Annotated in this window: 23 protein-coding genes; 5 read left to right on the top strand and 18 right to left on the bottom strand. The window is 66.1% G+C overall.

Annotated features, from left to right (window positions below; translation table 11 throughout):
- Positions 1-92: 92 nt before the first annotated feature.
- The 6 genes from ABIA70_RS07410 to ABIA70_RS07385 form a co-directional block, all read right to left on the bottom strand.
- Positions 93-773, bottom strand: coding sequence for a hypothetical protein (locus ABIA70_RS07410; protein WP_354146948.1), 681 nt, complete (start codon positions 771-773; stop codon positions 93-95).
- Positions 774-856: 83 nt separating this feature from the next.
- A complete protein-coding gene (locus tag ABIA70_RS07405; RefSeq protein WP_354146947.1) occupies positions 857-2134 on the bottom strand; it encodes a S8 family serine peptidase in 1278 nt (425 codons plus the stop codon).
- Positions 2135-2198: 64 nt separating this feature from the next.
- Positions 2199-2546: a PRC-barrel domain-containing protein gene (locus tag ABIA70_RS07400; protein WP_354146946.1), complete on the bottom strand. Its 348-nt coding sequence runs from the start codon at positions 2544-2546 to the stop codon at positions 2199-2201.
- On the bottom strand, positions 2533-2940 hold the full coding sequence (locus ABIA70_RS07395) for a hypothetical protein (RefSeq protein WP_354146945.1): 408 nt from the start codon (positions 2938-2940) through the stop codon (positions 2533-2535). Before ABIA70_RS07395 ends, ABIA70_RS07400 begins: the two co-directional genes overlap by 14 nt.
- Positions 2937-4166 carry an Nramp family divalent metal transporter gene (locus tag ABIA70_RS07390; protein ID WP_354146944.1) on the bottom strand — a complete coding sequence of 410 codons (1230 nt, stop codon included), beginning with the start codon at positions 4164-4166 and terminating at the stop codon, positions 2937-2939. Before ABIA70_RS07390 ends, ABIA70_RS07395 begins: the two co-directional genes overlap by 4 nt.
- A complete protein-coding gene (locus tag ABIA70_RS07385; protein ID WP_354146943.1) occupies positions 4163-4630 on the bottom strand; it encodes a hypothetical protein in 468 nt (155 codons plus the stop codon). The genes ABIA70_RS07390 and ABIA70_RS07385 overlap by 4 nt, the downstream gene beginning before the upstream one ends.
- 158 nt (positions 4631-4788) lie before the next feature.
- Here ABIA70_RS07385 and ABIA70_RS07380 point away from each other — a divergent pair, with 158 nt between their 5' ends.
- The 4 genes from ABIA70_RS07380 (at position 4789) to ABIA70_RS07365 (ending at position 8435) form a co-directional block, all read left to right on the top strand.
- Positions 4789-5550: an alpha/beta fold hydrolase gene (locus ABIA70_RS07380; RefSeq protein ID WP_354146942.1), complete on the top strand. Its 762-nt coding sequence runs from the start codon at positions 4789-4791 to the stop codon at positions 5548-5550.
- Between the two features lie 47 nt (positions 5551-5597).
- Positions 5598-6665 carry a tellurite resistance/C4-dicarboxylate transporter family protein gene (locus ABIA70_RS07375; RefSeq protein WP_354146941.1) on the top strand — a complete coding sequence of 356 codons (1068 nt, stop codon included), beginning with the start codon at positions 5598-5600 and terminating at the stop codon, positions 6663-6665.
- A gap of 112 nt (positions 6666-6777) precedes the next feature.
- Entirely contained in the window at positions 6778-7692 is a 915-nt protein-coding gene (locus ABIA70_RS07370) for an SRPBCC family protein (protein WP_354146940.1), read from the top strand.
- 44 nt (positions 7693-7736) lie between these two features.
- A complete protein-coding gene (locus ABIA70_RS07365) occupies positions 7737-8435 on the top strand; it encodes an SRPBCC family protein (RefSeq protein ID WP_354146939.1) in 699 nt (232 codons plus the stop codon).
- On the opposite strand, the gene mgtA is transcribed toward ABIA70_RS07365, so the two are convergent.
- Positions 8432-11128, bottom strand: a complete 2697-nt coding sequence (gene mgtA / locus ABIA70_RS07360) for a magnesium-translocating P-type ATPase (RefSeq protein WP_354146938.1) — start codon at positions 11126-11128, stop codon at positions 8432-8434. The two genes, ABIA70_RS07365 and mgtA, sit on opposite strands and share 4 nt — an antisense overlap.
- Positions 11129-11284: 156 nt before the next feature.
- Here mgtA and ABIA70_RS07355 point away from each other — a divergent pair, with 156 nt between their 5' ends.
- Positions 11285-11626, top strand: a complete 342-nt coding sequence (locus ABIA70_RS07355; RefSeq protein ID WP_354146937.1) for a DUF5655 domain-containing protein — start codon at positions 11285-11287, stop codon at positions 11624-11626.
- Here ABIA70_RS07355 and ABIA70_RS07350 read toward each other — a convergent pair.
- The 11 genes from ABIA70_RS07350 to ABIA70_RS07300 all read right to left on the bottom strand — a co-directional run bounded on the left by ABIA70_RS07350 (position 11623) and on the right by ABIA70_RS07300 (position 21002).
- Complete coding sequence (locus ABIA70_RS07350; protein WP_354146936.1) at positions 11623-11952, bottom strand: hypothetical protein; 330 nt, start codon at positions 11950-11952, stop codon at positions 11623-11625. The genes ABIA70_RS07355 and ABIA70_RS07350 overlap by 4 nt on opposite strands.
- Positions 11953-12018: 66 nt before the next feature.
- Complete coding sequence (locus tag ABIA70_RS07345) at positions 12019-12693, bottom strand: hypothetical protein (protein WP_354146935.1); 675 nt, start codon at positions 12691-12693, stop codon at positions 12019-12021.
- Positions 12694-12798: 105 nt separating this feature from the next.
- Positions 12799-13623 (bottom strand): glycoside hydrolase family 25 domain-containing protein, encoded by an 825-nt coding sequence (locus tag ABIA70_RS07340; RefSeq protein ID WP_354146934.1) that lies wholly within the window; start codon positions 13621-13623, stop codon positions 12799-12801.
- Positions 13624-13947: 324 nt separating this feature from the next.
- On the bottom strand, positions 13948-15171 hold the full coding sequence (locus ABIA70_RS07335) for a type II toxin-antitoxin system HipA family toxin (protein WP_354146933.1): 1224 nt from the start codon (positions 15169-15171) through the stop codon (positions 13948-13950).
- Positions 15168-15467, bottom strand: coding sequence for a helix-turn-helix domain-containing protein (locus tag ABIA70_RS07330; protein WP_354146932.1), 300 nt, complete (start codon positions 15465-15467; stop codon positions 15168-15170). The genes ABIA70_RS07335 and ABIA70_RS07330 overlap by 4 nt, the downstream gene beginning before the upstream one ends.
- A gap of 134 nt (positions 15468-15601) precedes the next feature.
- The gene (locus tag ABIA70_RS07325) at positions 15602-16363 is read right to left on the bottom strand and encodes an HpcH/HpaI aldolase family protein (protein ID WP_354146931.1); all 762 of its coding nucleotides are present in this window, start codon (positions 16361-16363) and stop codon (positions 15602-15604) included.
- A gap of 65 nt (positions 16364-16428) precedes the next feature.
- Complete coding sequence (locus ABIA70_RS07320) at positions 16429-17406, bottom strand: aldo/keto reductase (RefSeq protein WP_354146930.1); 978 nt, start codon at positions 17404-17406, stop codon at positions 16429-16431.
- A complete protein-coding gene (locus ABIA70_RS07315; RefSeq protein WP_354146929.1) occupies positions 17406-18305 on the bottom strand; it encodes an ATP-binding cassette domain-containing protein in 900 nt (299 codons plus the stop codon). Before ABIA70_RS07315 ends, ABIA70_RS07320 begins: the two co-directional genes overlap by 1 nt.
- Positions 18302-19153 (bottom strand): ABC transporter ATP-binding protein, encoded by an 852-nt coding sequence (locus tag ABIA70_RS07310; protein ID WP_354146928.1) that lies wholly within the window; start codon positions 19151-19153, stop codon positions 18302-18304. The genes ABIA70_RS07315 and ABIA70_RS07310 overlap by 4 nt, the downstream gene beginning before the upstream one ends.
- Positions 19150-20070 carry an ABC transporter permease gene (locus ABIA70_RS07305; protein WP_354146927.1) on the bottom strand — a complete coding sequence of 307 codons (921 nt, stop codon included), beginning with the start codon at positions 20068-20070 and terminating at the stop codon, positions 19150-19152. Before ABIA70_RS07305 ends, ABIA70_RS07310 begins: the two co-directional genes overlap by 4 nt.
- Positions 20067-21002, bottom strand: a complete 936-nt coding sequence (locus ABIA70_RS07300; protein WP_354146926.1) for an ABC transporter permease — start codon at positions 21000-21002, stop codon at positions 20067-20069. The genes ABIA70_RS07305 and ABIA70_RS07300 overlap by 4 nt, the downstream gene beginning before the upstream one ends.
- Between the last annotated feature and the right edge of the window lie 2 nt (positions 21003-21004).

Below are 21004 nucleotides of genomic sequence, written 5' to 3'. Positions count from 1 at the left end.
CAACGCGGGGTCAGATAAGGCCCCAAAACCGCGGTTTATTGGGCCGTATCTGACCCCGCGTTGCTTCAGTTCACACCGACAGGATGATCAGGCTACCCAGGGAACCCGAAGCAGGGGAAGAATCCCTCCACACCCGGGCGGGCAACCTCGATGCAGCGTGACTTCACCTGTTCCAGGAGCGCGTTGCTGTCTGTTCCCGCAGCTGTCAGCCCGTTGACCGTGACCGAAACAGTTGCAGTGGCGGCGCGCCTCAGGTTGTTGTCCGTTGAGTTGACGTTGCCCACCCCGGGGAAGTTCTCATGCGTGCTGACGGTGTCATGCTCGAGCGGGCCGGTCCCGGTCCACGACGCCGAGAGGCTGATAGTGACTGGGTTGCCGTTACCGTCGGTGCCCGGCATTTGTGTGGTGATGGATGCGGTGGTCAGTCTCGGATCCACAACCAAGGGTGCCATGTTCTGGCCGTCTGCTTGGAAGAGCACCAGCCCCGGGACAGCAGCCGCAGCCACCGCGCCGGGCGCCTGAGCGCAGATATCGGTAATGCGAACGAACACAGCGGTGAGGCCCTGTTTGTTGACGGGGCCGGGCTGGGCAGCGTACTGGGCCACACTCGAGGAAACGAAAATTTCGGTCTGCTCGCAGCCGACGGTTTCGACCACCGCTGCAGAGCCGTGGGTTGAGGAAATCGTGTGGTAAATGTTGGGAGCGGCTCCGGCCGGTGCTGCACTCAGGGCCATCATGGCCGCCGTCGACAGTCCTATGAGCAAGCGTTTCACGACGACTCCTTTGTCCTCTTTTCACAGAGTAAGCCCGCGGGATCTGTGCGTCCAGAGCCCGCGTGTGCAGCCCGTTTTTGGCTTCAGGATGGAGGGGGCGTGCAACCTGCCGCGTCCACCGCACGGCAGGCGTTCACCCGGCCATACTTCCAATAGGTTTCAGTGCCAGGCTTCCTATCTGTGGTGGACTCCACCTTGTAGCGGACGGACTTGTTGTCGGCAGCACCCTTGCTCCACACAAGCGCGGCGACAGCGGCGACAATCGGGGAAGCCATTGAGGTGCCGCTGCCCATGTCGTAGGTCAGGGAGCGGTTGTACTGAGTCATCAGGGTGAACTTGTAGTACGGGAACGTCGAATAAACGTTGACCCCCGGCGCCGCCACGTCCACCCATTTGCCGTAGCTCGAGAAGGATGCCTTGTTGTCAAAGTTGTCGGTTGCCGCCACGGCAATGACATTCGGATACGCGCCGGGATAGATCTGGGCCTGTGTACCGGCGTTACCGGCCGCGGCCACCAACACCACACCCTGGTTCCAGGCGTTATTGACGGCAGCTTCGAGGGTGCGCGATGAAACGCGCTGCCCGAGGCTCATGTTGATGACCTTGGCACCGTGCGCCACAGCCCAGTCGATGCCCTGGGCGATGGCCGAGCTGGAACCGGATCCGGAGTCGTTGAGCACCTTGACATCCAGAATGGTGCATTCCGGACACACACCCGCGACACCCTCCTTGTTATCGTGTTTGGCCGCAACGATGCCGGCCACGTGGGTACCGTGGCCGTACCTGTCGTAGTCCTCCTCTACGGCAATGGCCTTGCCGCTGAAGTTGATCCGGTCAACCACCCTCTCGGAAATGTCCGGGTGGTTGAACGCCACACCTGAATCGATGATCGCGACCTTCGTGCTGCCTCCCTTGGCCGAGGTCCACGCTTCCACGGCATCCACATCAGCGTCCGTTATCCCGCCAGGGACGAATATGTCGCCCTTGGTATTCCAGAACGACTGGCCCACGTTCTCCAGCGCATACTGGCGGCCAAAGAAAGGGTCATCGGTTGTGGCCGTCACAAGCTCATCCGGCTCGGCGTATTCCACGGCCCGGTTCCGGCTCAACGCGGCGATGAGTTGAGCTTCTTTTCCGGCCGGCACTTTGATGAGGAAAGCACCGGTGCTGCCGATACTGGAACCCTGGCTCAGGCCATACTGGCGAAGTATGGCGGGTGCCGCGACATTGTCGCGGAACTTGACCATGATTTGCCCCGCAATGGGGGACGACTCAGCCGCTGCGTTGCCGGGGGCTGCCAACGTAATTCCGCCAAGCGACATCATTGCCGCCGCGAGAGTAGCCACAACAAGTTTTTTCATTTGGTCATTTTGCGCTTAACTTCGTCAGCTGGATAGAGGCCCGGTACCGCGGAGTCGCTCCGCATTACTCCTGGCCGAACCTGTCCACCGCCGGCGAGTACGCAGTGAACCCGGGCCGAAGCCGCACGGACTCCGCCCCGATCCTGGCGATGTCCTCCCACAGCACCAGGAATGAGCCCCGGTGCCTCCACCGAAGCATCGCCGGCAGCGGCCACGGCTGGGTCAGCCCGGTCCGCTCATAGCCCAGGAACGAGGACGCGCTGTGCGGGCTGACCACCAGGCCAAGCAGGCGGGCGTCGGCCATCAACTGCCGCGGGGTACCGTCCAACACAAACCGGGCGTCGGCCACACGGCCCAGGCGCGCGCCGTCGTAGTCGTAAACGTGGACGCCCAGCAGGTCACCGAGGATCATGGCGGCCTCCCGGGATGCGGGCGATTATCTTGTCCCGGATCCAGCGTTCCACCCAGCCGGCGTCGAGGTTTTCGCCGCTGACGCCAAGGCGGATCACCACACCGACGTCGGCAACGTCCTTCCACGGGATTCGGATCAGCCGGGACGACGGCGGCCTGCCGCCAAAGATCCGGGTGCCCAGCACCGGGCCGGTCAGCAGCGCCGTGAGGACCGGCGCCGAAGTCCCAGGCTCCAGTTCCTCGCCCAAGGAAGGACCGCTTAGCTCGAGGTCGTCCACAGTGGTGACCGGGACGCCGTCGTTATCCAGAACCTGGCGGTCCATCAGGTGCAGCTGCGCATCCAGGGTACGTCCCGCCGTCGGGGGCACCGGCGCCAGCTTCCGCGCGGACTTCATGCTCCGGCTCCCGTCACGATCATCAGGGGGATGGCGGCCAGCGAGGCCACCAGGATGATAACCAGGTAGATCATGGCGAGGACGTTCACGGGCCGGCCGTTGACGTGCTCGCCCATGTATTGGGGATCGTTGGCCACGATCAGGATGGGCAGATAGGTCAGGGGAAGCGCGATGGCGGAAAATACCACGGAGTACTCGGTGACCAGCACCGGATCAACACCCGTGGCCAGGACCGCCAGTCCGACCACCAGGCAGATGATCATGGCCAGGTGGAAGCGGGCGGCCTGGGCGGGGCGGCGGAACTTGCCCCAGGACCAGCCGAAGAACTGGGCCAGGGTGTAGCCGCTGGACAGCGTGGTCTCCAGCGCCGCGCCGAATGTCGCCGCGACCAGCCCCACCAGCACAAACGCCAGTCCCACTTTCCCGGCGCCCTCGGCCACCGGGAGGATCACCTGGCTCAGGGATGTCACGGCGATCCCTGCGGGCAGGAGCACGACGGCGGCGCACCCCGCGATCGCCACAGACAGCAAGCCGCCCAGCGGGAAGCCCACCAAAACGTTGATCCGCGACTGGACCAGGTCCTTCACGGACCAGCCCTCCTCCACAGCCCCGGAGGAGAAGAAGAAGACCTCGTAAGGGGTCATGGCAGCGCCGAACAGCGCGATGGCGTAGTACCAGTAGGTGGGCGCGGTTTCCTCGGCCGGGACCGCGGGCGCCAGGGCCTGCCCGGCCAGGTTTCCCCAGTCCGGTTTGAGCAGGAAGAGTGCCACGGCGAACACGATCAGTGTCAGGCCCAGGAGGCCGGTAACGTTTTCCATGATGGAGAATTTCACCCGCCAGATGACCAGCCACACGGCGAGCGCTGCCACCGGAATCCAGAGCAGATAATGCACACTGCTGGCCAGCTGCAGGGCCAGGGCGACGCCGCCGATCTCGGCCGTCACGGTCATCAGATTGATCAGGAAAGACGCGGACAAGTTGGCCAGTCCGGCGCGCGGTCCCAGCCGCTCGCGGATTACCTCGAACGTTGCCCGGCCGGAGGCTGCGGCAACCCGCCCGGACATGTTGGCGAAGAGGCAGATGCCCAGCACCCCGACGCCCACCACCCACACGAGCGAGAGTCCAAAACGGGAGCCGACGACGGCGTTGGTCACCAGGTCGCCGATGTCCACGAACCCGCCGATCGCGGTCAGGACACCGAGGGCCACTCCCAGCAGGCGTTTCACTTGCCACCCTCTGTGGCTGTCAGTCCGGAGAGGCGGTCCGCAGCTGATGCGAGCTCCCGGCTGCCGTCTTCCCGGGAGGGGGCGCCGTCGTCGCTGGCCACGGAGTCCCGTGCGGTGGTGAGGCCGGCAGCGCAGGCGTCCAGGACGGTCAGCGTTTCCTGCACCGTGGCGCGGGCCTCGTCAGTGCCGGGCGAGAGCTTCAGCACGGTGTCCCTGCTGGCCAGGAGCTCCTTCAGGGCGTCGTCGAGTGCCGTGGAGGCCGCGGCGCGGGTAAGTTTCCCGTCCGTGTCCTGGCGGAGAGCCAGCCTGGCGGTGGCGATGGCGGATGAGCTGTCCTCCACAGCAGTGGACACCGCGCCCGTGACGCCGCCGCTGCAGGAGGTGAGGAAGGCGAGCGCGCCAAGGCACCCGGCGATCAGCCGTTTTCGAGGGGCGGCGTACTCGCTGACTGGACTGTCCCGCACCTCGCCTCCAGCCTCCGGGCAGGCCCGGGTCCGACCGAATCACTGTTATGCAGGCAGCCCATTTAGTTGCCTAAGGCTATATATAGCACTTTCCGGCGTATAAGGAACTGTTCCGGCGTCAGGTTTTCAGGACGCCCAGCCCGGCGTAGCATCCTGCCATGGGACCAATTCGCGCCATCCTTCTTCCCGGGAGCGTGCTCCCCGCCGAACCTGCCTATGGTGCGCTGATCAAGGCGCTCGGACCGGATGTCCAGGCCGTCGCCAAGGACCTGGAGCTGTACGCCGGCGATGCTCCCCCGCCGGACTGGAGCCTGGACACCGAGGTCGACGGCGTGCTGCGCGAGGCCGACGCCCGGGGGTGGGAGACATTCCATCTGGTGGGGTATTCAGGCGGCGGAGCGGCGGCGCTGGCGTTCACGGCCAAGCACCCGGACCGGCTGCTGAGCCTGGCGCTGCTGGAACCGGCGTGGGCCGGGGCCTGGGATTGGAGTCCCGCCCACACTGAGCTCTGGAAGCAGTACGAGCAGCTTGAGACCCTCCCGCCGGAGCAGTTCATGCGCGCCTTCATGAGGCTGGGAGTCAAGCCCGACGTCGTCCTGCCGCCGCCGCCGGATCCCCCGCCGCCGTGGATGGCCAAGCGTCCCGCGGGCATCAGGGCGTTCCTGAGGACCTTCAAGACCTATGAGCTGGACAGGGAGCGCCTGGCCGCCTTTCGGCAGCCGGTCTTCTTCGCCCTCGGCGGCCTAAGCAATCCCGATGACTACGGCGAAATTGCCAACCGGCTCTCACGGGTCTTCTTCCCGGATTTCCATCTGGAACTGTTCCCGAAGCGGCACCACTTCGACCCGCCACACCGGATCGAACCTGAGCGGCTGGCGGAGCTCCTCCGGCGGCACTGGGAGCAGGCGGAAGCAGGGTAGCCGCGGGGTACGGACCCGGAAGTAACCGTCAGCCTAAGCTTGGTGCCATGAAGACGGCCGCTGACGCCCCGCGTACCTTCGGCTCCCGCGCCTTCGACGCGGTGAGGACCCTCACCCCGGGGTATTTCGCGCTCACCATGGCCAGCGGGATCATTTCCGTAGGGCTTGAGCTGGAAGGCTTCCAGGCGTTTTCGGCGGTTCTCCTCGTGGTCTGTGTGGCCTCCTACGCCGTGATTCTGGTACTCAGTCTGGTGCGCCTTGCCAGGTTCCCCGCCGAGATGCGCCGGGACTTCCTGGACCCGGCCCGGGCGTTCGGCTTCTTCACCTTCATTGCGGGAACGAACGTCCTCGGCGTGCGGCTCGGGATGGCGGGGTGGCAGGGTACGACGGCGGCGCTGCTGGCCGTTGCGGTGCTCGCCTGGGTGCTGCTCGGCTACGTTGTGCCGTGGACTGCGGTACTTGGCCGGGAGGAGCGGCCCGTGGTCAAGGACGCCAACGGCACCTGGTTCATCTGGTGTGTGGCAAGCCAGTCCGTGGCAGTCGCGGCAGCCTCCATCGAGCCCCTCGCGGCTGCGGAGTGGCGCGCGGCCCTGGCGCTCGTCGCCGTCGTGTCCTGGTCGGTGGGGCTTATCCTGTACGCCGCGGTGGGGATCTTCGTCTCGCTCAGGCTCATGACCTACCCCATCCGGCCCGAGGACCTCCGCCCGCAGTACTTCGTGGCCATGGGCGCCCTGGCCATCAGCGTCCTGGCCGGTGCGCGGATCGTCGAGATGGCCGGTGCTCCCATGGTGGATGCAACGCGGGGACTCGTGGCGGGCTCCTCCGTGGTGTTCTGGTCCTTCGCCTCGTGGCTCTTCCCGGTGCTGCTCGCGGCCGGGTGGTGGCGGCACATCATCCACCGCGTGCCGCTTTCCTACGAGCCCGGCCTCTGGAGCGTCATCTTCCCCTTGGGGATGTACGCCGTGGCCGGCATCTACCTGGGGCGGGCCGACCATCTCCCCCTGGTCGCCGCGATCGGCCGCGCCGAGCTGTGGGTGGCCGTCGCAGCGTTCCTCGCCACCTTCGCCGGGATGCTCTGGCATCTATGGACCACGCTGGTGCGCCCGCCGCGCTGAGCGGGCACTGGTACCCGCTGGGACCTTCTCCTCTGGTTCCAAAACGCCCCCGGGAATGCACTTGTACCAGCAGGTGCCGAGAGGACGCGCCTGCCCGAGAGGAGACAGCCACATGACCAGGAACGTTGTTCAGAGCACAAAGATCGATGCCCCGGTGGAGAAGGTATTCGCCTTCCTGAGCGACCCGACAAACTGGATGACCGCTTTCCCCGGTGACAGCGAAGTCACACACCTCGAGGTCAAGCCCGACGGCGTGGGAACGTCCGCACGCTGGGCCGCCAAGATGTGGGGCGTCCCCATGCACGTGACCCACGAGTACCAGGAGGTGGATCCCAATAAGCGCATAGTGTCCAAGGCCTCCGTGGGACCTGTGATCACGTTCTCCCTGGAACCGGTCGACGGCGGCACGGAACTGACCGTTGAGTCGGTCTTGGATATCCACGCGCCCCTGGTCCGGGTGCCGGTTCAAGCGCTCTTTGTCCGCTGGACCGAAGACGACATCCACGGCATGGTTGCCAATGTCAAGAGCCTCATGGAGACCGGGAAGAAGGCCGTCCCTGAACCAGACGGGAAAGGCGAAAAAACGTTCACCCAGACGCTGACGTGGGCGGACGGGATCACCATCGCCGCACCGGTGCAGCAGGTCTTCGATCTCGTCAAGGATCCCGGAGTCTGGCTGGGACCGGACGTCCGGATCTCCGACCTGAAAACCACGGCAGAGGGCGCCGGGACTACGTTCCAGGCCGAGTGGAAGGTCCTGGGGATCCCGCTCAAGACGACGCATGAGTACACGGAATTCGTCCCGAACGAGCACTTCACGTCAAAAGCGGCATTGGGTCCCGTCTTCAGGGTCGAGGTGGCTCCCGAGGACGGCGGCACCCGGCTCAGCATGCGGTCCGATGTGGTCCCGCGGAACATGGCGGAGGCAGCTGTTGACTCGCTGGCCATCAAGATGTCCGAGCGCAGCCAGGCCGAACTCCTGGCAAACATCAAGGCAACCGCGGAAGCCGGCACGGGGGCGCGGTGAGCGGCCCGGCGCGACGCGCGGCGGCTGGCCGCACCAAATTGCTGTTGCTTGAAGCGTCACTGGCCGTCCAGATGGCGGCATATCTGCTTTGGCGTCCGGCCATGCTGCGGTGGGGAACCCAGGATGCGGAAGCTGTTGAAACGCTGCCCGGTGATAATAACCTGGCGAATCCGACGTTCCAGAGCACCCGGGCCATCACCATTGACGCGCCGCCGGAGCGCGTGTGGCCCTGGATAGTGCAGATGGGGATCCATCGTGCCGGGTTCTATACCCACGACCGCCTGGAACGGGCAATGTTCCACGCCCGGTACGTGGAGGGAAAGCACTCGGCGACGCGCATCCACCCGGAGCTGCAGGATCTCAAGGTCGGCGACCAGGTGCCCTACGGCGGCGGTGTCTACGCGACGGTGACCGCGATCGAGCCCAACCGGCACCTCGTGGCTGGAGAGGCGTTCGTGCTGCGGCCGATCCCGGGAAACCGGACCCGGTTGATCATCAGATACCGGGGGATGGGCTATATCAGTGAGGCTGTCCAAGGCACCGCCGCGGACGCCCCGGCGTTGACCAAGGCCATCGCCAACACCGTCAGAAAAGTGCCCGGCGCACTGCTGCTGGCCCGGGGCATCGACATCCTTATCGGCGATCCATTGCACCATTACATGGAAGTCGGCATGCTCCGCGGCATCAAGGAACGCGCGGAAGGGAACACGGGGAAAGGCACCCCGGCTGAGGTGAACTCCTAGCGCAGCACCCGGGGCCGGCGCCTGTGCCGCGGCGCAACCACCGGAACCGGGGCGCTGAAGCGGAAGGCACGGCGGGCAATGTGATGGTTCTCGGGCCGGCGGCGGACCAGGATGGGCCCGGCGGGCAGCTGCTGGGCGTCGCGGGCGAAGAACCAGGCCTTGGCCAGTTCCACCAGGACCAGGTAAACCACGATCATGCCCAGCAGTGCCAAGAAGAAGGGAACAGGCAGGGGGTCGAAGCCCAGCACTGCGGCCACGGGTGAGAGCGGCAGGAAGATTCCCAGCGCCACCACACCCAGTGAAGCCTCGATCAGTCCGGCGGACGGCCGGCTGCGCAGGAAGGGCACGCGCCGGGTCCGGATGGCGAAGATGATCAGTGTTTGGGTGGCGATGGATTCGATGAACCAGCCGGCGCGGAACTCCCCCGGCACGGCGTCGAAAACAAACAGCATCAGCGCAAACGTGGCGAAGTCGAAGACCGAACTGATGGGCCCGAACAGGAACATGAACCGGCGGATGAAGGCGATGTTCCAATGTGACGGGGCCCGGAGCTGTTCCTTGTCCACGCGGTCGCCCGGGATAGCCAGCTGGCCGGAGTCGTAGAGCACGTTGTTGAGCAGGATCTGGCCCGGCAGCATGGGCAGGAAGCTCAGCACCACGGACGCGGTGGCCGCGCTGAACATGTTGCCGAAGTTGCTGGAAGTGCCCATCAGCACGTACTTGATGGTGTTGGCGAAGATCCGCCGGCCTTCCCGCACGCCCTCGGCCAGGACGGCAAGGTCCTTGTCCAGCAGGACGACGTCGGCGGCGTCCTTGGCCACGTCCGTTGCGCTGTCCACGGAGATGCCGATGTCGGCCTTGTGCAGGGCTAGGGCGTCGTTGACGCCGTCGCCCATGAAGCCCACGGATCCGCCGCTGCGGCGCAGCAGGGCGATGATCCGGGCCTTCTGCTCGGGCGAGACCCGGGCGAAAATGGTGGCGGTCCGGGCCGAGAGGGCGAGTTCGTCGTCGGACAGGGCGTCGATGTCCGCCCCGGTCAGCGTCCCGCCGGAGATCACGCCGACCTCCGCGCAGACCCGTTCGGCGACCTTGGCGTTGTCCCCGGTGGCTATTTTGACCGAGATCCCCAGCGCCTCGAGTTCGTCCAGGGAGACCCTCGCGTTCGCCTTTGGCCGGTCCAGGAAGATCAGGAAACCCGCCAGGACCAGATCGCGCTCGTCGTCGGGGGTCAGCTTGTCCAGCCCCGCCGCAGGACGGGTGGCCACGGCAACCACCCGCGAGCCGGCGTCGAACTGTTCATCCAGCATCGCCTGCACCGCGGGCGGGGTGGGCCCGCACAGGGCCAGGACGTCCTCCGGGGCGCCCTTGGTAACCAGGCGCGCCGGGCCGCCGGCCTCGCGGACCAGCACGGTGGTGCGGCGCCGCTGGTGGTCGAAGTCGATCAGGTCCAGCCGCTCGAAGCGGGCCGGGTCGAAGCCGGCCGCGCCGGGACTCTCCCAGAGCGCGGCGTCCAGCGGGTTCTGTCCGGCGGAGGAGAGCCTGGCCTCCGTGTAATCGGCTTCGGTGGCCAGCAGCCCCAAGGTGAGCAGGCCGCCGTCGGACGTTTCCGGGGTTGCCGGAAGCGCGGCGGTGAAGCTGATCCGCCCCTCCGTGAGGGTGCCTGTTTTGTCGGTGACCAGGATGTCCATGTCGCCCAGGTCCTCGATGCAGACGAGCCGTTTGACCAGCACCTTCCGCCTGGCCAGCTGGCGGGTACCGGTGGCCAGGGAGGTGCTGACGACGGCGGGGAGCAGCTGCGGCGTGATGCCCACGGCGATGGCCAGGGAGAACATGAGGGATTCCAGGAGCGGGCGCTGCAGCACCAGGTTGGCGATGAAGATCAGCGTGGTGAGCACCACGGCCACCTGCAGCAGCAGGAAGCTGAACCGCTTGAGGCCGAGCTGGAATTCGGTCTGCGGCTGCCGCTCACCCAGGCCCAGGGCGATCCGGCCGAATTCGGCCCGGCCGCCGGTGGCCACCACCACGCCGGTGCAGCCGCCGGACTGGATGACGGTGCCCATGAACACGCAGGAGCCGAGGTCGCCCAGCGAGGCTCCGGCCGGGACCGGCGCGGGATCCTTAGCTGCCGGCAGCGACTCCCCCGTGAGGATGCTTTCGTCGCAGAGAAGGTTCTTGGTGCTCAGTAGCCGCATGTCGGCGGGGATGATGGCGCCGAGGGAGAGATGGACGACGTCGCCGGGTACCAGGGCGGTGACGTCCACTTCCCTGGTGGTTCCGTCGGTGGTTCCGCCGCGGAGCACCACGGCACGGTGGGTGACGCGGGAGTGCAGGGCCTCGGAGGCGCGCTCGGCGCGGAACTCGTTGGTGAAGCCCAGGCCAACGCTGGCCAGCAGGATCACGCCGATCACGATCGAGTTGGTGGCATCGCCCAGGAACAGGGACAGCCCGGCCGTGATGAGCAGCAGGATGAGGATGGGGCTGGCGAACTGCCGGCCCAGGACCGCCCAGCCGTTGGCCCGGTGGGTCCGGACGGCGTTCGGGCCGAAGTCCGCGAGGCGGCGTGCGGCTTCCTCCTCGGACAGGCCTTCGGGGCCCGAGCCCAGCCGGGCCAGCACCTGTTCCGCAGACAGGCTCGCGGCCTCGGCGATGGGCAGCTGGAGGGAGGTCCGCTCCTGGAGGTTCAGCTCTGGCATGGGGATCCGTTCGGACACGTCGGTCTTCAAAATGCCGGTTTACGGCTAAGGGTACGGCTTGAAGCTGGGAGGCGGGGCTGGTTTTTGGTGGGCCAACGCACCCGGTCCGGAAGCCGGCTGCTGGCGTGGCCAATGGCCCGCCCGTAGGCTGGCCGGATGGCGCGAACAGCAAGAGAACGCATCGAAGGCGACCCGGCATCAGCGGTGATCTACAAGGCACTCATGGACCACCTTTCCCCGCTCGAAGGGTGGGAGGTCCAGGAGAACGCCTCGTCCTTCCACGTGGCGCGCGGGCGTGCGTTCCTGGGCATCCATCCGCGCCGCGGCGGCATTCTGGTCAACATCGTCCTGAACCGGCAGCTCGAGTCCGAACGATTGCACCGTTCCGATCGCGTCTCTGCAAACCGGTGGCACAACGAGTTCATCCTGCTGGGCCCGGAAGCGATCGATGCTGAGCTTCTCGCCTGGATCCACGAGGGCTATGACCTGACGGCCTAGGCCTGGGGCCCAGGTTCCCGCCCGCGTGGGGACTTCCGCTCCTGTCCCCCGGTCCGCGCCTTCCTCCGAAGCACGTACCGCCCGGCGAGGGCGGCAAGGAGACCCGCCAGCATCATCATCAGCAGCACTTCATCGAAGGACAGCCCGTCAATGTTCGGTTGCAGCTCTTCTTCGGTGGCCCATCCGAACCAGACTTCACTGACCAGGATCCCGGCGACGAAATAGACCACCGCGGAGAAAAGCCACAGCCACCGCGTCAGCCCCTTCCCCACAATCAGGTGGGTGATCAGCCCGAATCCCAGCGCCATGGCTGTCAGAAGAGCCAAGCCGCCGATTCCCAGATCCCACCGCATCGCAACCCGTTCCCTCCTTGCTTACCCGTGCTTCATTCACTATTTGAGGCTCAGCACCTCGTCGATCGGGCGGCCGTCGATAAACACCTGCGCGCTCGTGGCCCCGGACGCTGCCATGGCGGTGTACTCCAGCTGTGCCTTCGCCCGCGGGATGTCGCACACGCCGCCGAGCATGAACTGCCCGGAAAGGTAGATGTTGATGGTGCTGCCCTCCAGTTCTCCGCTGACGTACATCAGGTTCGACTGGTACAGGACGTTCACCAGCCCGGACAGGCCGACGTCGCGGCTCCTGTTCACGAGCAGGGTCCCGATGCTGGGGCCCACCTGGTCCGTGAAGCGGACCGGCGCCGTGGTGGTGGCCACGATGCTGTCGCCGCAGCCGATCATCGGCCCGGATACGCCGTTGTCGCCGATGGCGACGTAGTAGATCGTCAGCGGGGCGGTCTGCTCCGGGAACCCCGTAAAGGTGGGTTCCGCCGTCGGGCCCGCGGGGGCGGACGACGGCGGCGCGGACGACGGCGGGACAGTCGCCGTCGGGCTCGGGGTCACCGCCGGGCTGGTCGGCGCTGTGGCTGTCGGGGAAGGGCTGACGGTCGCCGCCGCGGAGGCGGAGCTGGTGGTGGGCGCGGGGGCCGGAGGCCCAAAACAACCTGCGAGAGTCAACAGGGCGCCTGCCCCGAGAACGCCGACTGCCGAAAACCTGGGCCTGGTCATGATGCCCCCCTTGAGTGCGGGCCCGGAATATTCGGGACCCGCCTTCAACCTACGCCGGAGCCGTCCTTCCGGAACAGGGACTTAAGTCCGCCGACGGGGCGCTGCCTAGCGGCAGGAGTAGTTGTAATCGAGTCCCGCCGACACATACTGCGTCACTGACACCGGGCTGCCCGGCGTCAGGCCAGGCAATGAGCAGTTCGACTTCGCTCCCCGCAGGGTCTTGGCACCTGCAAGCCAGCTTGGCAGCCCCGTGAGGGAGCTGCCGGAGGGCACGGTCCCGGCGATGGTGCCCCACTGGGAGCCCGTCGAGTAGATCCCGACTCCGGCGCCCGCAACGCTGGCGGTGATGCTCTTGAAGTAGGCCACCATCCCTTCAAGGTCCGCCCGGTTCAGGGCCGTGCCGCCTGTGCCGGTCTGCCAGCTGTTGCCGGTCTCCACGTCCAGCCACCAGAAATACGTGCCGGGGTTCGCCACGCCTCGTTTATTGGCATCGTCATATGCCTTTGCGTAGCCATACATGTATGAGCAGGCGAGGTCGACTGCGCCTGCGCATGTCCCATAGGGGTTGGTAACCTTCACGTCGGGGTAGACGTTGGAGGAGGGCCACCAGGAGCCGGTATGTCCTGGATTGGCAGTGTTCACGTACAAGGCAACCTTGGGCTGCGCTGTTCCCCCGGTGGAGCGGGCGGCCCAAGTGAGTTGCTCAGAGAGGCAAGGGTTGGTGTTGTTGGCCAGTCCGCCGGTCACGCCCACGATCGCGAACGCCTGCCCGCTGGGAAGGGTCTTGCCGCACTGGGGCCAAGAAACATCGTTGCCCACCAGGTCCGTAGTCCCGGGCGGTGTGGCCGCTGTCACCGGGGCCATTCCCGTGACCGCCAGTCCACAAAGGGCCAGGAACGTGCATGCAATCTTCATCCCAAATCGAGCCATGCCCAACATGGTACGTCTGCTTCCGGAATGAAACGCCGATGAAACCCCGGCGTTTTAAGCGCGTGCCGGCTCAGGTGCGTTTGTGAATGTTCCGCTTTGGAGTCTTGCCATCCGGCGGGCAACGCCGGCCACCCTGGTCAGGCGGGAGGACGGCCGTGCATGCTCAACCCGCAGACCATGAAGAGTAACGACGTGGTGCCACATTCCAACCGGTTCGCTGACATCTCCGCCGCCGGTGAGCCCGTTCTGGCGAGGTACGGCTTCCCTGCCTTCGGGCGGAACGGATCCAGTTCCAGGGGGCCGGGTGGTTGCCCGGAGCACTTTCTAAGGTTCCAAGCTCCGCGGTGCACTATCAAACAGTGGTGCGAAAAGCTCTAAGTCGGTTCGAGGTATCCGGCAGGCATCCGCGGCCTCCCGCCAAGCGCCCAACGCCTTGCGCACTGAGTCGAGGATCGCATCCCGTTGAGCGGGTGTCACGAAGTAATCCGCCGAAGCCAAGAGGGCAGCCATGGCGTCATCCCTGGTGGTCGCTCCGTCAACGGCGGTGCTTCGCTCCGCAGCCATGTCGGGATTCGGGTTTACGTCGAACGCCGGCGAAAAACGCCAGCCACTGCGTCCACGGAGAAAGCCATGGTTCCGGAGATGGTCATCTGTATTGTTCACTGCAATGTTGAAGGCCATCCGCCGGAACAGTTCTTGGCGGTCCGCCTTGGGTTCCTCGGAGTTCTCATCAATGACGTCCAAGAGATCGAGGTAGTCGCCGTCCGCGCCGTCGCTCTTTTCAAGCATCGTCATCGCCGACAAGTAGCCGGTCCTCCGCTCCCCTTCCCGATCAAAGCGATCGAGGACCAGGACTGAATCAGTGCTGCCCAGGTGCACGAGCTGGTGTTGGGGAATGGTAATGCCGGCCGCTTGGGCCATCCGCAGCACGGCCGCTTCCCAAGCTATGACCGCCCAATCGTCTCCCTGATGTCCGAATTTGGCGATCGCCAACCGGCCGCCGTCCTGGATGGATGCCTTGGGACGGGCTCCCCCAAGGCTGCCCGTCCCGGCGTCGAGCAATTTCTTGAGTGCACTCAGGTTGTCTGGATCGTTCTCGACATCGCTGGCGGCCTGACGGAGCTCGGGCAGCTGGACGAGCTTGGGCACTTCGGTTCCGTCACTCAGATACGGGCCGTTCCCCACCCGGAACCGCAATGCGCCCTGCCTTGTGCGGTCGGATACGCCGAGGAGGAAATCCGGGGCCGTGAGGGTCCCGGCGTTCTTGCCAAGCTGCCGCGCCTCTGCCTGAAGCCGTTTGGTGATGATGTGGCGTCCCCAGCGGTCAGGCGAGGCGTCGTCAAAGGCTCCGGGGAGGCCCCTGGCCGCGTGGTTTCCACCCGTCAGGGGCAGCCTGGGGTCTATCGGATAGGAACCGGGCAAGGCGAGATAATCGAGGGCGTATGTGAAGTTGGTGGTGACGACCCCCCGCTTCGCGACAATGAAGGCACGTCCCACGTGCACGGTCCCCGATTCCATTTCGAGATCGACTTCAATGGGTTCACTCACCGGCGCACCCGCTGCGGCAATTCCTGGTCTGCCCGCGCGCGGCCGAAGTCGCTCTCGTACGGGTCAAAGGCGACGTTGAGCTGATCGCTGAGGCCGAGGACTCGCGCCACGTCGAGGAATGCCTCGAAACCGACTCCGAGCTCGCCATGTTCGAGCTTGCGAAGCGTATTGCGGCTTAGGCCGGCACGATCGGCTACCTGCTCCGCCGTCAGGCCTAGAAGCTTGCGCCACGTAACCAACTGTTCGCCGATGGTGCGCGCAGTCCGGTGAGTCTTCTGGGACGTTCTCTTTGTCACCACACCTTAAGGATAACGCTAATGATAGCAAATATGAGCATTAAGCCTTTTTATGGTCACATTAATGACCATTAGAACAGTTTCCTGGAACGACGACGGCGCTGGCCGTGGGCCAGGCAGGCGGGCCGACCGTGCTACTCCCCGCGGGCCCTGGACAGGTGGTTCGCGGCTGCCATTTCGAGGTGCGTCAGGTCGGATGCCACAGTGACGAAGGTGAATCCTTCCGCAATGCGCTGGCTGGCGATCTCGCCCGTCGCCGTGTGGATGGCTGCGATCACGCCGGCAGCCTGGGCAGCCTCGCGGATGGTCACCAGCGCGGCGTTGAACTCGTCCGCAACGTCCGGGTCGTTGGGGAACTTGCCGCCCACGGCCAGGCACAGGTCGGACGGGCCAATGTAGATGCCGTCGATCCCGGGCACGGCGCAGATCTCCTTCACGTTCGCCAGCCCCTCTGGGGTCTCAATCATGGCCAGGCACAGCACGGTGGCGTCGGCCTCAGCCGGCACAGGCCCGATCCGCAAGGCGGAGCGCATGGGCCCGTACGACCGCATGCCATGGGGCGGGTAGCGCACAGCCCGGACCGCCGCGGCGGCTTCCTCCGCATTGTTCACCAGTGGGACAATCACACCGGCGGCACCTGCGTCCAGTGCCTGCCCGATGAACGCTGCGTTGTTCGATGGGACCCGCACGATCCCGGCAGCACCGGCGGCGTCAATCGCCATCAGCCCGTGCAGCCAGCCCGAATAGCCCATCAGCCCGTGTTGCGCGTCCAACGCCACATAGTCGTAGCCCAGCCGTGCCACCCGCTCAGTGGAAACCGGCGAGTCCAGAACCACCCAGTATCCGACGACGGGCTCATTGGCTCGGGCTTTGGCGGCAAACGATGCGGCACTCATGTCAAGTTCCTCTTCAGTTGGGTTGATGACAAGACTCGCAGGCAGGCCGCGGTCAGGCAGGAAGGCTAGCGGTTGTACTTCGGCATGGGTCCATGGATTTCCGCGGCCACCGCATCGCAGGCCGCCACCACGGCCTCGGGCAGGGTCCCCTTCGCGGCAGCAGCGATATTGGCCTGCAGCTGATCCAGTTTCGAGCCGCCCAGCAGGATGGAGTTCACGCCCGGTTTGCTGAGCAGCCAGCGGAAGGACAGCTCGGGCAGGGGCAGGCCCGCGCCCGCGGCAATGTCCCCGAGCTGACGGACAGCGTCGAACAGCCGGGGGTTCCAGTACCGCTGCCTGTACATCTCGGCCAACCGCGAGGTGCCGAACCGGCCTGCCTCGGGGGACTCCGCGAACGAGTGCTTGCCCGTGAGCAGCCCGCCGCCCAGCGGGTTGTAGACCATGGTCAGCAACCCGGTGTGCTGCGCGAACTCCATATATTCGTCCTCGATCCGCGTGGCCAGCAGGTTGTAGAGCTGTTGGGCCACCACCGGCCGGGGCACCCCGGAGGCGTCGGCTGCGATGTTCAGCTCGCTAATCTGCCAGGCGGCGAAGTTGGACACGCCCCAGGCGCGGATCTTGCCGTCGCGGATCAACTGGCCAACGGCGGCAAGCGTCTCTTCCAGCGGGGCGTTCCGGTCCGGCTGGTGCAGGTAGAAGAGGTCCAGCCGGTCCGTGGCCAGCCGCCGGAGGCTTCCCTCCACGGAACGGCGGAGCCCCTCGGCGGACAGCGGCGAGTTCTCTCCCGCGTCCGGGTGCGGCATCCCGGCTTTGGAGGCCAGAACGACAGCGTCGCGGTGCGCGGGCAGGATCTTCGCCAGGATTTCCTCGCTGGCTCCGCCCGCGTACCCGTTCGCTGTATCCACCACAGTGATGCCGGCGCCGAGCGCGGCCGCCAGCATGCCGGCGGCCACCCCCTCCGACGTCGTGTCCCCGAACGTCATGGTGCCTAGGGCTAGCTGCGAAATGGGAAGCTCCAGGCCTGCCACGTTGGTTCCCTGCATCAGCTGGCTTCCTCCATCAGTACGGGTTCACCTTGGGGTGCCACCTTGTTCAGTCGTGAAACCAGCTCGCGGGGTTTGCGGCCGGTCATGGTCAGCGGATCCAGCGCCGCGGCCCGCAGCGCCCGGGTGTAGGGGTCCCGGGGCCTCGTGAGGACCTGTTCGGTGGGACCCTGTTCCACGATCTTCCCCTTGGACATAACCACCACGTGGCTGCTGCTTTCCCGCACCACCCCAAGGTTATGGCTGATCATCAGGTAAGTCAGCCCGCGGTCCCGCTGGATGTCCGCGAGGAGTTCCAGCACCTGCGCCTGAACGGAAACGTCGAGGGCGCTGGTTGCCTCGTCACAGACCAGCAGCTCCGGCTTCGAAGCCAAAGCTCGCGCGATGCCGATCCGCTGGCGCTGCCCGCCCGAGAATTCGGCAGGCCGCCGGCCCAGCGCTGACGCGGGCAGGCCCACCTGGTCGATCAATTTGGCTGCCTCCGCGCGGCGTTCCTTTCCGGAGCGGATGCCCCGCAGCGAAAGCGGCTCGGCTACGATGTCCTCGGCCGTCAGGTGCGGGTCCAGCGAGCCGTAGGGATCCTGGAAGACCATCTGCACCTTGGCCCGGAGCGGCCGCAGCTGCCGCGCGGGCATCCCGGCGATGTCCTGGCCGTTAAGCAGGATCTTCCCGGACGTGGGCGTGAGCAGGCGGACGATTGCCTTGGCGATGGTGGACTTGCCGCAGCCGGACTCCCCCACAATAGCTACGGTGCTGCCGCGCGGAACGTCGAAACTGACGTCGTCCACGGCCCGGAAGCTGGTTCGGTGCACAGCGTAGTCCACGGTGAGGTTCTTGACGGAAAGGACCAGGTCCTGCCCGCCGGCCGTTGCGGGCTGGGTGCTCCAGGATGAACTCACGGGTGTGCTCCGTTCAGTGCGGCCGGGCCGGATTCAAGCGGCTCCACGTGCGGTTCGCCGTCCCAGTGGCCCAGCTTGGGCACTGCGGCCAGCAGCTTTTTGGTGTACTCGGTCTGCGGGTGTTCCACGATCTGCTCCACTTCGCCGCTTTCCACGAACCTGCCGTCCTTCATGACGTGGATCCGGTCCGAGACCAGCCGGGCCACGCCCAGGTCGTGCGTGATCATCAGGATGGCCACGTGCGTGCGTTCCTGCAGTTCCATCAGGAGGTCCAGAATGCCGGCCTGCACGGTGACATCCAGCGCGCTGGTGGGTTCGTCCGCCACCAGCAGGACGGGATCAACGGCGAGCGCCATGGCGATCAGGACACGCTGCAACATGCCGCCGGAAAGCTGGTGTGGGTACTTCTTCAGTTGGACAGCCGCTTCGGGGATGCGGACCTGTTCCAGGAGTTCCACGGAACGGCCGCTCAAGTCCGCTTTGGAGGCCGGGCCTTTCCGCAGGATGGCCTCGCCCAGCTGCCGGCCGATGGTGTGGACCGGGGACAGCGCCGTCATGGCGTCCTGCGGGATAAGCGCCACGGACCGGCCGCGGAGCTTCGCGAACTTCCTGGGCTCGGTCACCACGTCCACGCCGTCGAGCACGGCGTGGCCGGAGACGACGGCGAGGTCGTCCGGCAGGAGCCGGAGGAGGCCCATCGCCGTCGTACTTTTGCCGGAGCCGGACTCACCGATGACGGTGACCGTCTGTCCGGCGTCGATGGAGAAGGAGATGCCATCCACGGCACGGATCACGCCGGCGGTGGTCATCAGTTCGATGGAAAGGTCCCTGACCTCCAGCACGGTCATGAGGTGGCTCCCTTCCGGCGGCGTACGCGGTCCCGCAGGCCGTCGGCCAGCAGGTTGACCCCCACCACCAGGGTGGCGATCACGGCACCGGGCAGGGTCACGATCCACCAGGAGGTGGTGATGAAGTCCTGGCCGTCGGAAATGATCCGGCCCCAAGTGGCGAAGGGCCGCTGCGGGCCGGCGCCGAGGAAGCTCAGCGCGCTTTCCATCAGCACGGCCGTCGCCAGGAGCAGCAGGACCACCACAATGACCTGGCTGATGACGTTGGGGATGATGTGCTTCACCAGCGTGGTGATCTGCGGCAGCCCCAGCACCTTGGCGGCCTGCACGTACGGCTTTTCACGTTCCACCAGAACCAACGAGCGGGTGAGGCGGGCGGGTTCGGGCCATTGGGCGATGGCGATCACGAAGGTGATCACCGGGATGGAGGGGCCGAACAGCGCCACCACCAGCAGCAGCATCATCAACAGGGGGAGGGAGAGTTGCGCCTCGATCAGGCGGGAAACCACGGCGTCCACCCAGCCGCCGAAGAACCCGGCCAGGGCACCCAGGACCACACCCACAAGGCCGGAAATCACGACGGCAAGCACACCGATGGTCAGCGACACCTGGCCGCCGTGCAGAACCCGGGAAAGGATATCCCGGCCCAGCTGGTCGGTTCCGAACAGGTGGCCCGGGCTGAACGGCGGCAGGAAACGGGAGGTGATGGCCTGCGCGTCCACATCGGGCAGCGGCAGCACCTGCGCGAGAATGATCGGCAGGACCACGACGGCGGTCAGGAAACCTCCCAGCACCATCTTCACCTTCGCCGAGCGTTCCCTGCGGGCCGCGGAGGAGCGGCGGAGCAGCCGTTTGGTGACGGCCGTCGGCCGTTTCACAGCCTGCCCCGCGGGCTGGGTTTCGTTGAGGGTACTCATGCGACGGACACCTTTCCGAGCCGGACCCGGGGGTCAAGCAGCGGGTAACACAGATCGATCAGCAACTGGACGCCGACTGCGAGCACGGACGTCACCAGTACGGTGGCCTGGATCAGGGGGTAGTCGCGGGTTTCCAGAGCCCGCACCACGAGCGAGCCGAGGCCTGGCCAGTTGAACACCACTTCCACCACCACTACGCCGTTGAGCATGCCGGCGAACCGGGTGCCCAGCGCGGTGAGGATGGGGATGGAGGAGTTGCGCATCGCGTAGGCCCAGGTGAGCTTCTGCTCGCCGGTGCCGCGGGCCCGGGCCACGGTAAGGTACGGCGCGGCCATGTTGGTCCCCACCTCGCGGCGGACCATTCGGGAGACAAGCGCGATCTGCAGGATGGCCACCGTGGTGACGGGCAGGACCACCCCGGACCAGCTGGTGAAGCCGGAGGACGGGAAGATGGGGAACACCACGGCGAACAGGGTCAGCAGCATGATGCCGATCCAGAAGTCCGGCATGGACTGCCCGGCGATGGTGAGGACGTTGACGCCGAGCTCCCGCTTCGTGTCTGCGCGCTTGGCCATCCAGACACCCAGCGGGATGGCCACCACGATGGCCAGCAGGATGGCGAGGACGGCCAGGAAGATGGTGTTAGGCAGCCGCGACAGCACAACTTCCAGGGCCGGTGCCTGGAACGAGTAGGACTTGCCGATGTTCCCGGCGCCCAACTCCTTGAGGAAGATGCCGTACTGGGCCAGCAGGGGCTCGTTGAGCCCCATGGAGGTGCGGATTTTTTCGAGGTCCGCCGTGGATGCCAGCGGCCCGGCCAGGGCGTAGGCCGGGTCCCCCGGTGCCATTCGGATCAGGACAAAGACTGTGGACACGGTCAGGAAGATCGTGAGCAGGCTCTGCCCCAACCGCTTGGCGACGTATGGAAGCATGT

Origin of the sequence: Arthrobacter sp. 754 (assembly GCF_040548695.1) — a bacterium.
Taxonomy (GTDB): Bacteria; Actinomycetota; Actinomycetes; order Actinomycetales; family Micrococcaceae; genus Arthrobacter.
Note: the sequence above shows the minus strand (reverse complement) of the source record. Positions and strands in the feature narration are given on the sequence as shown.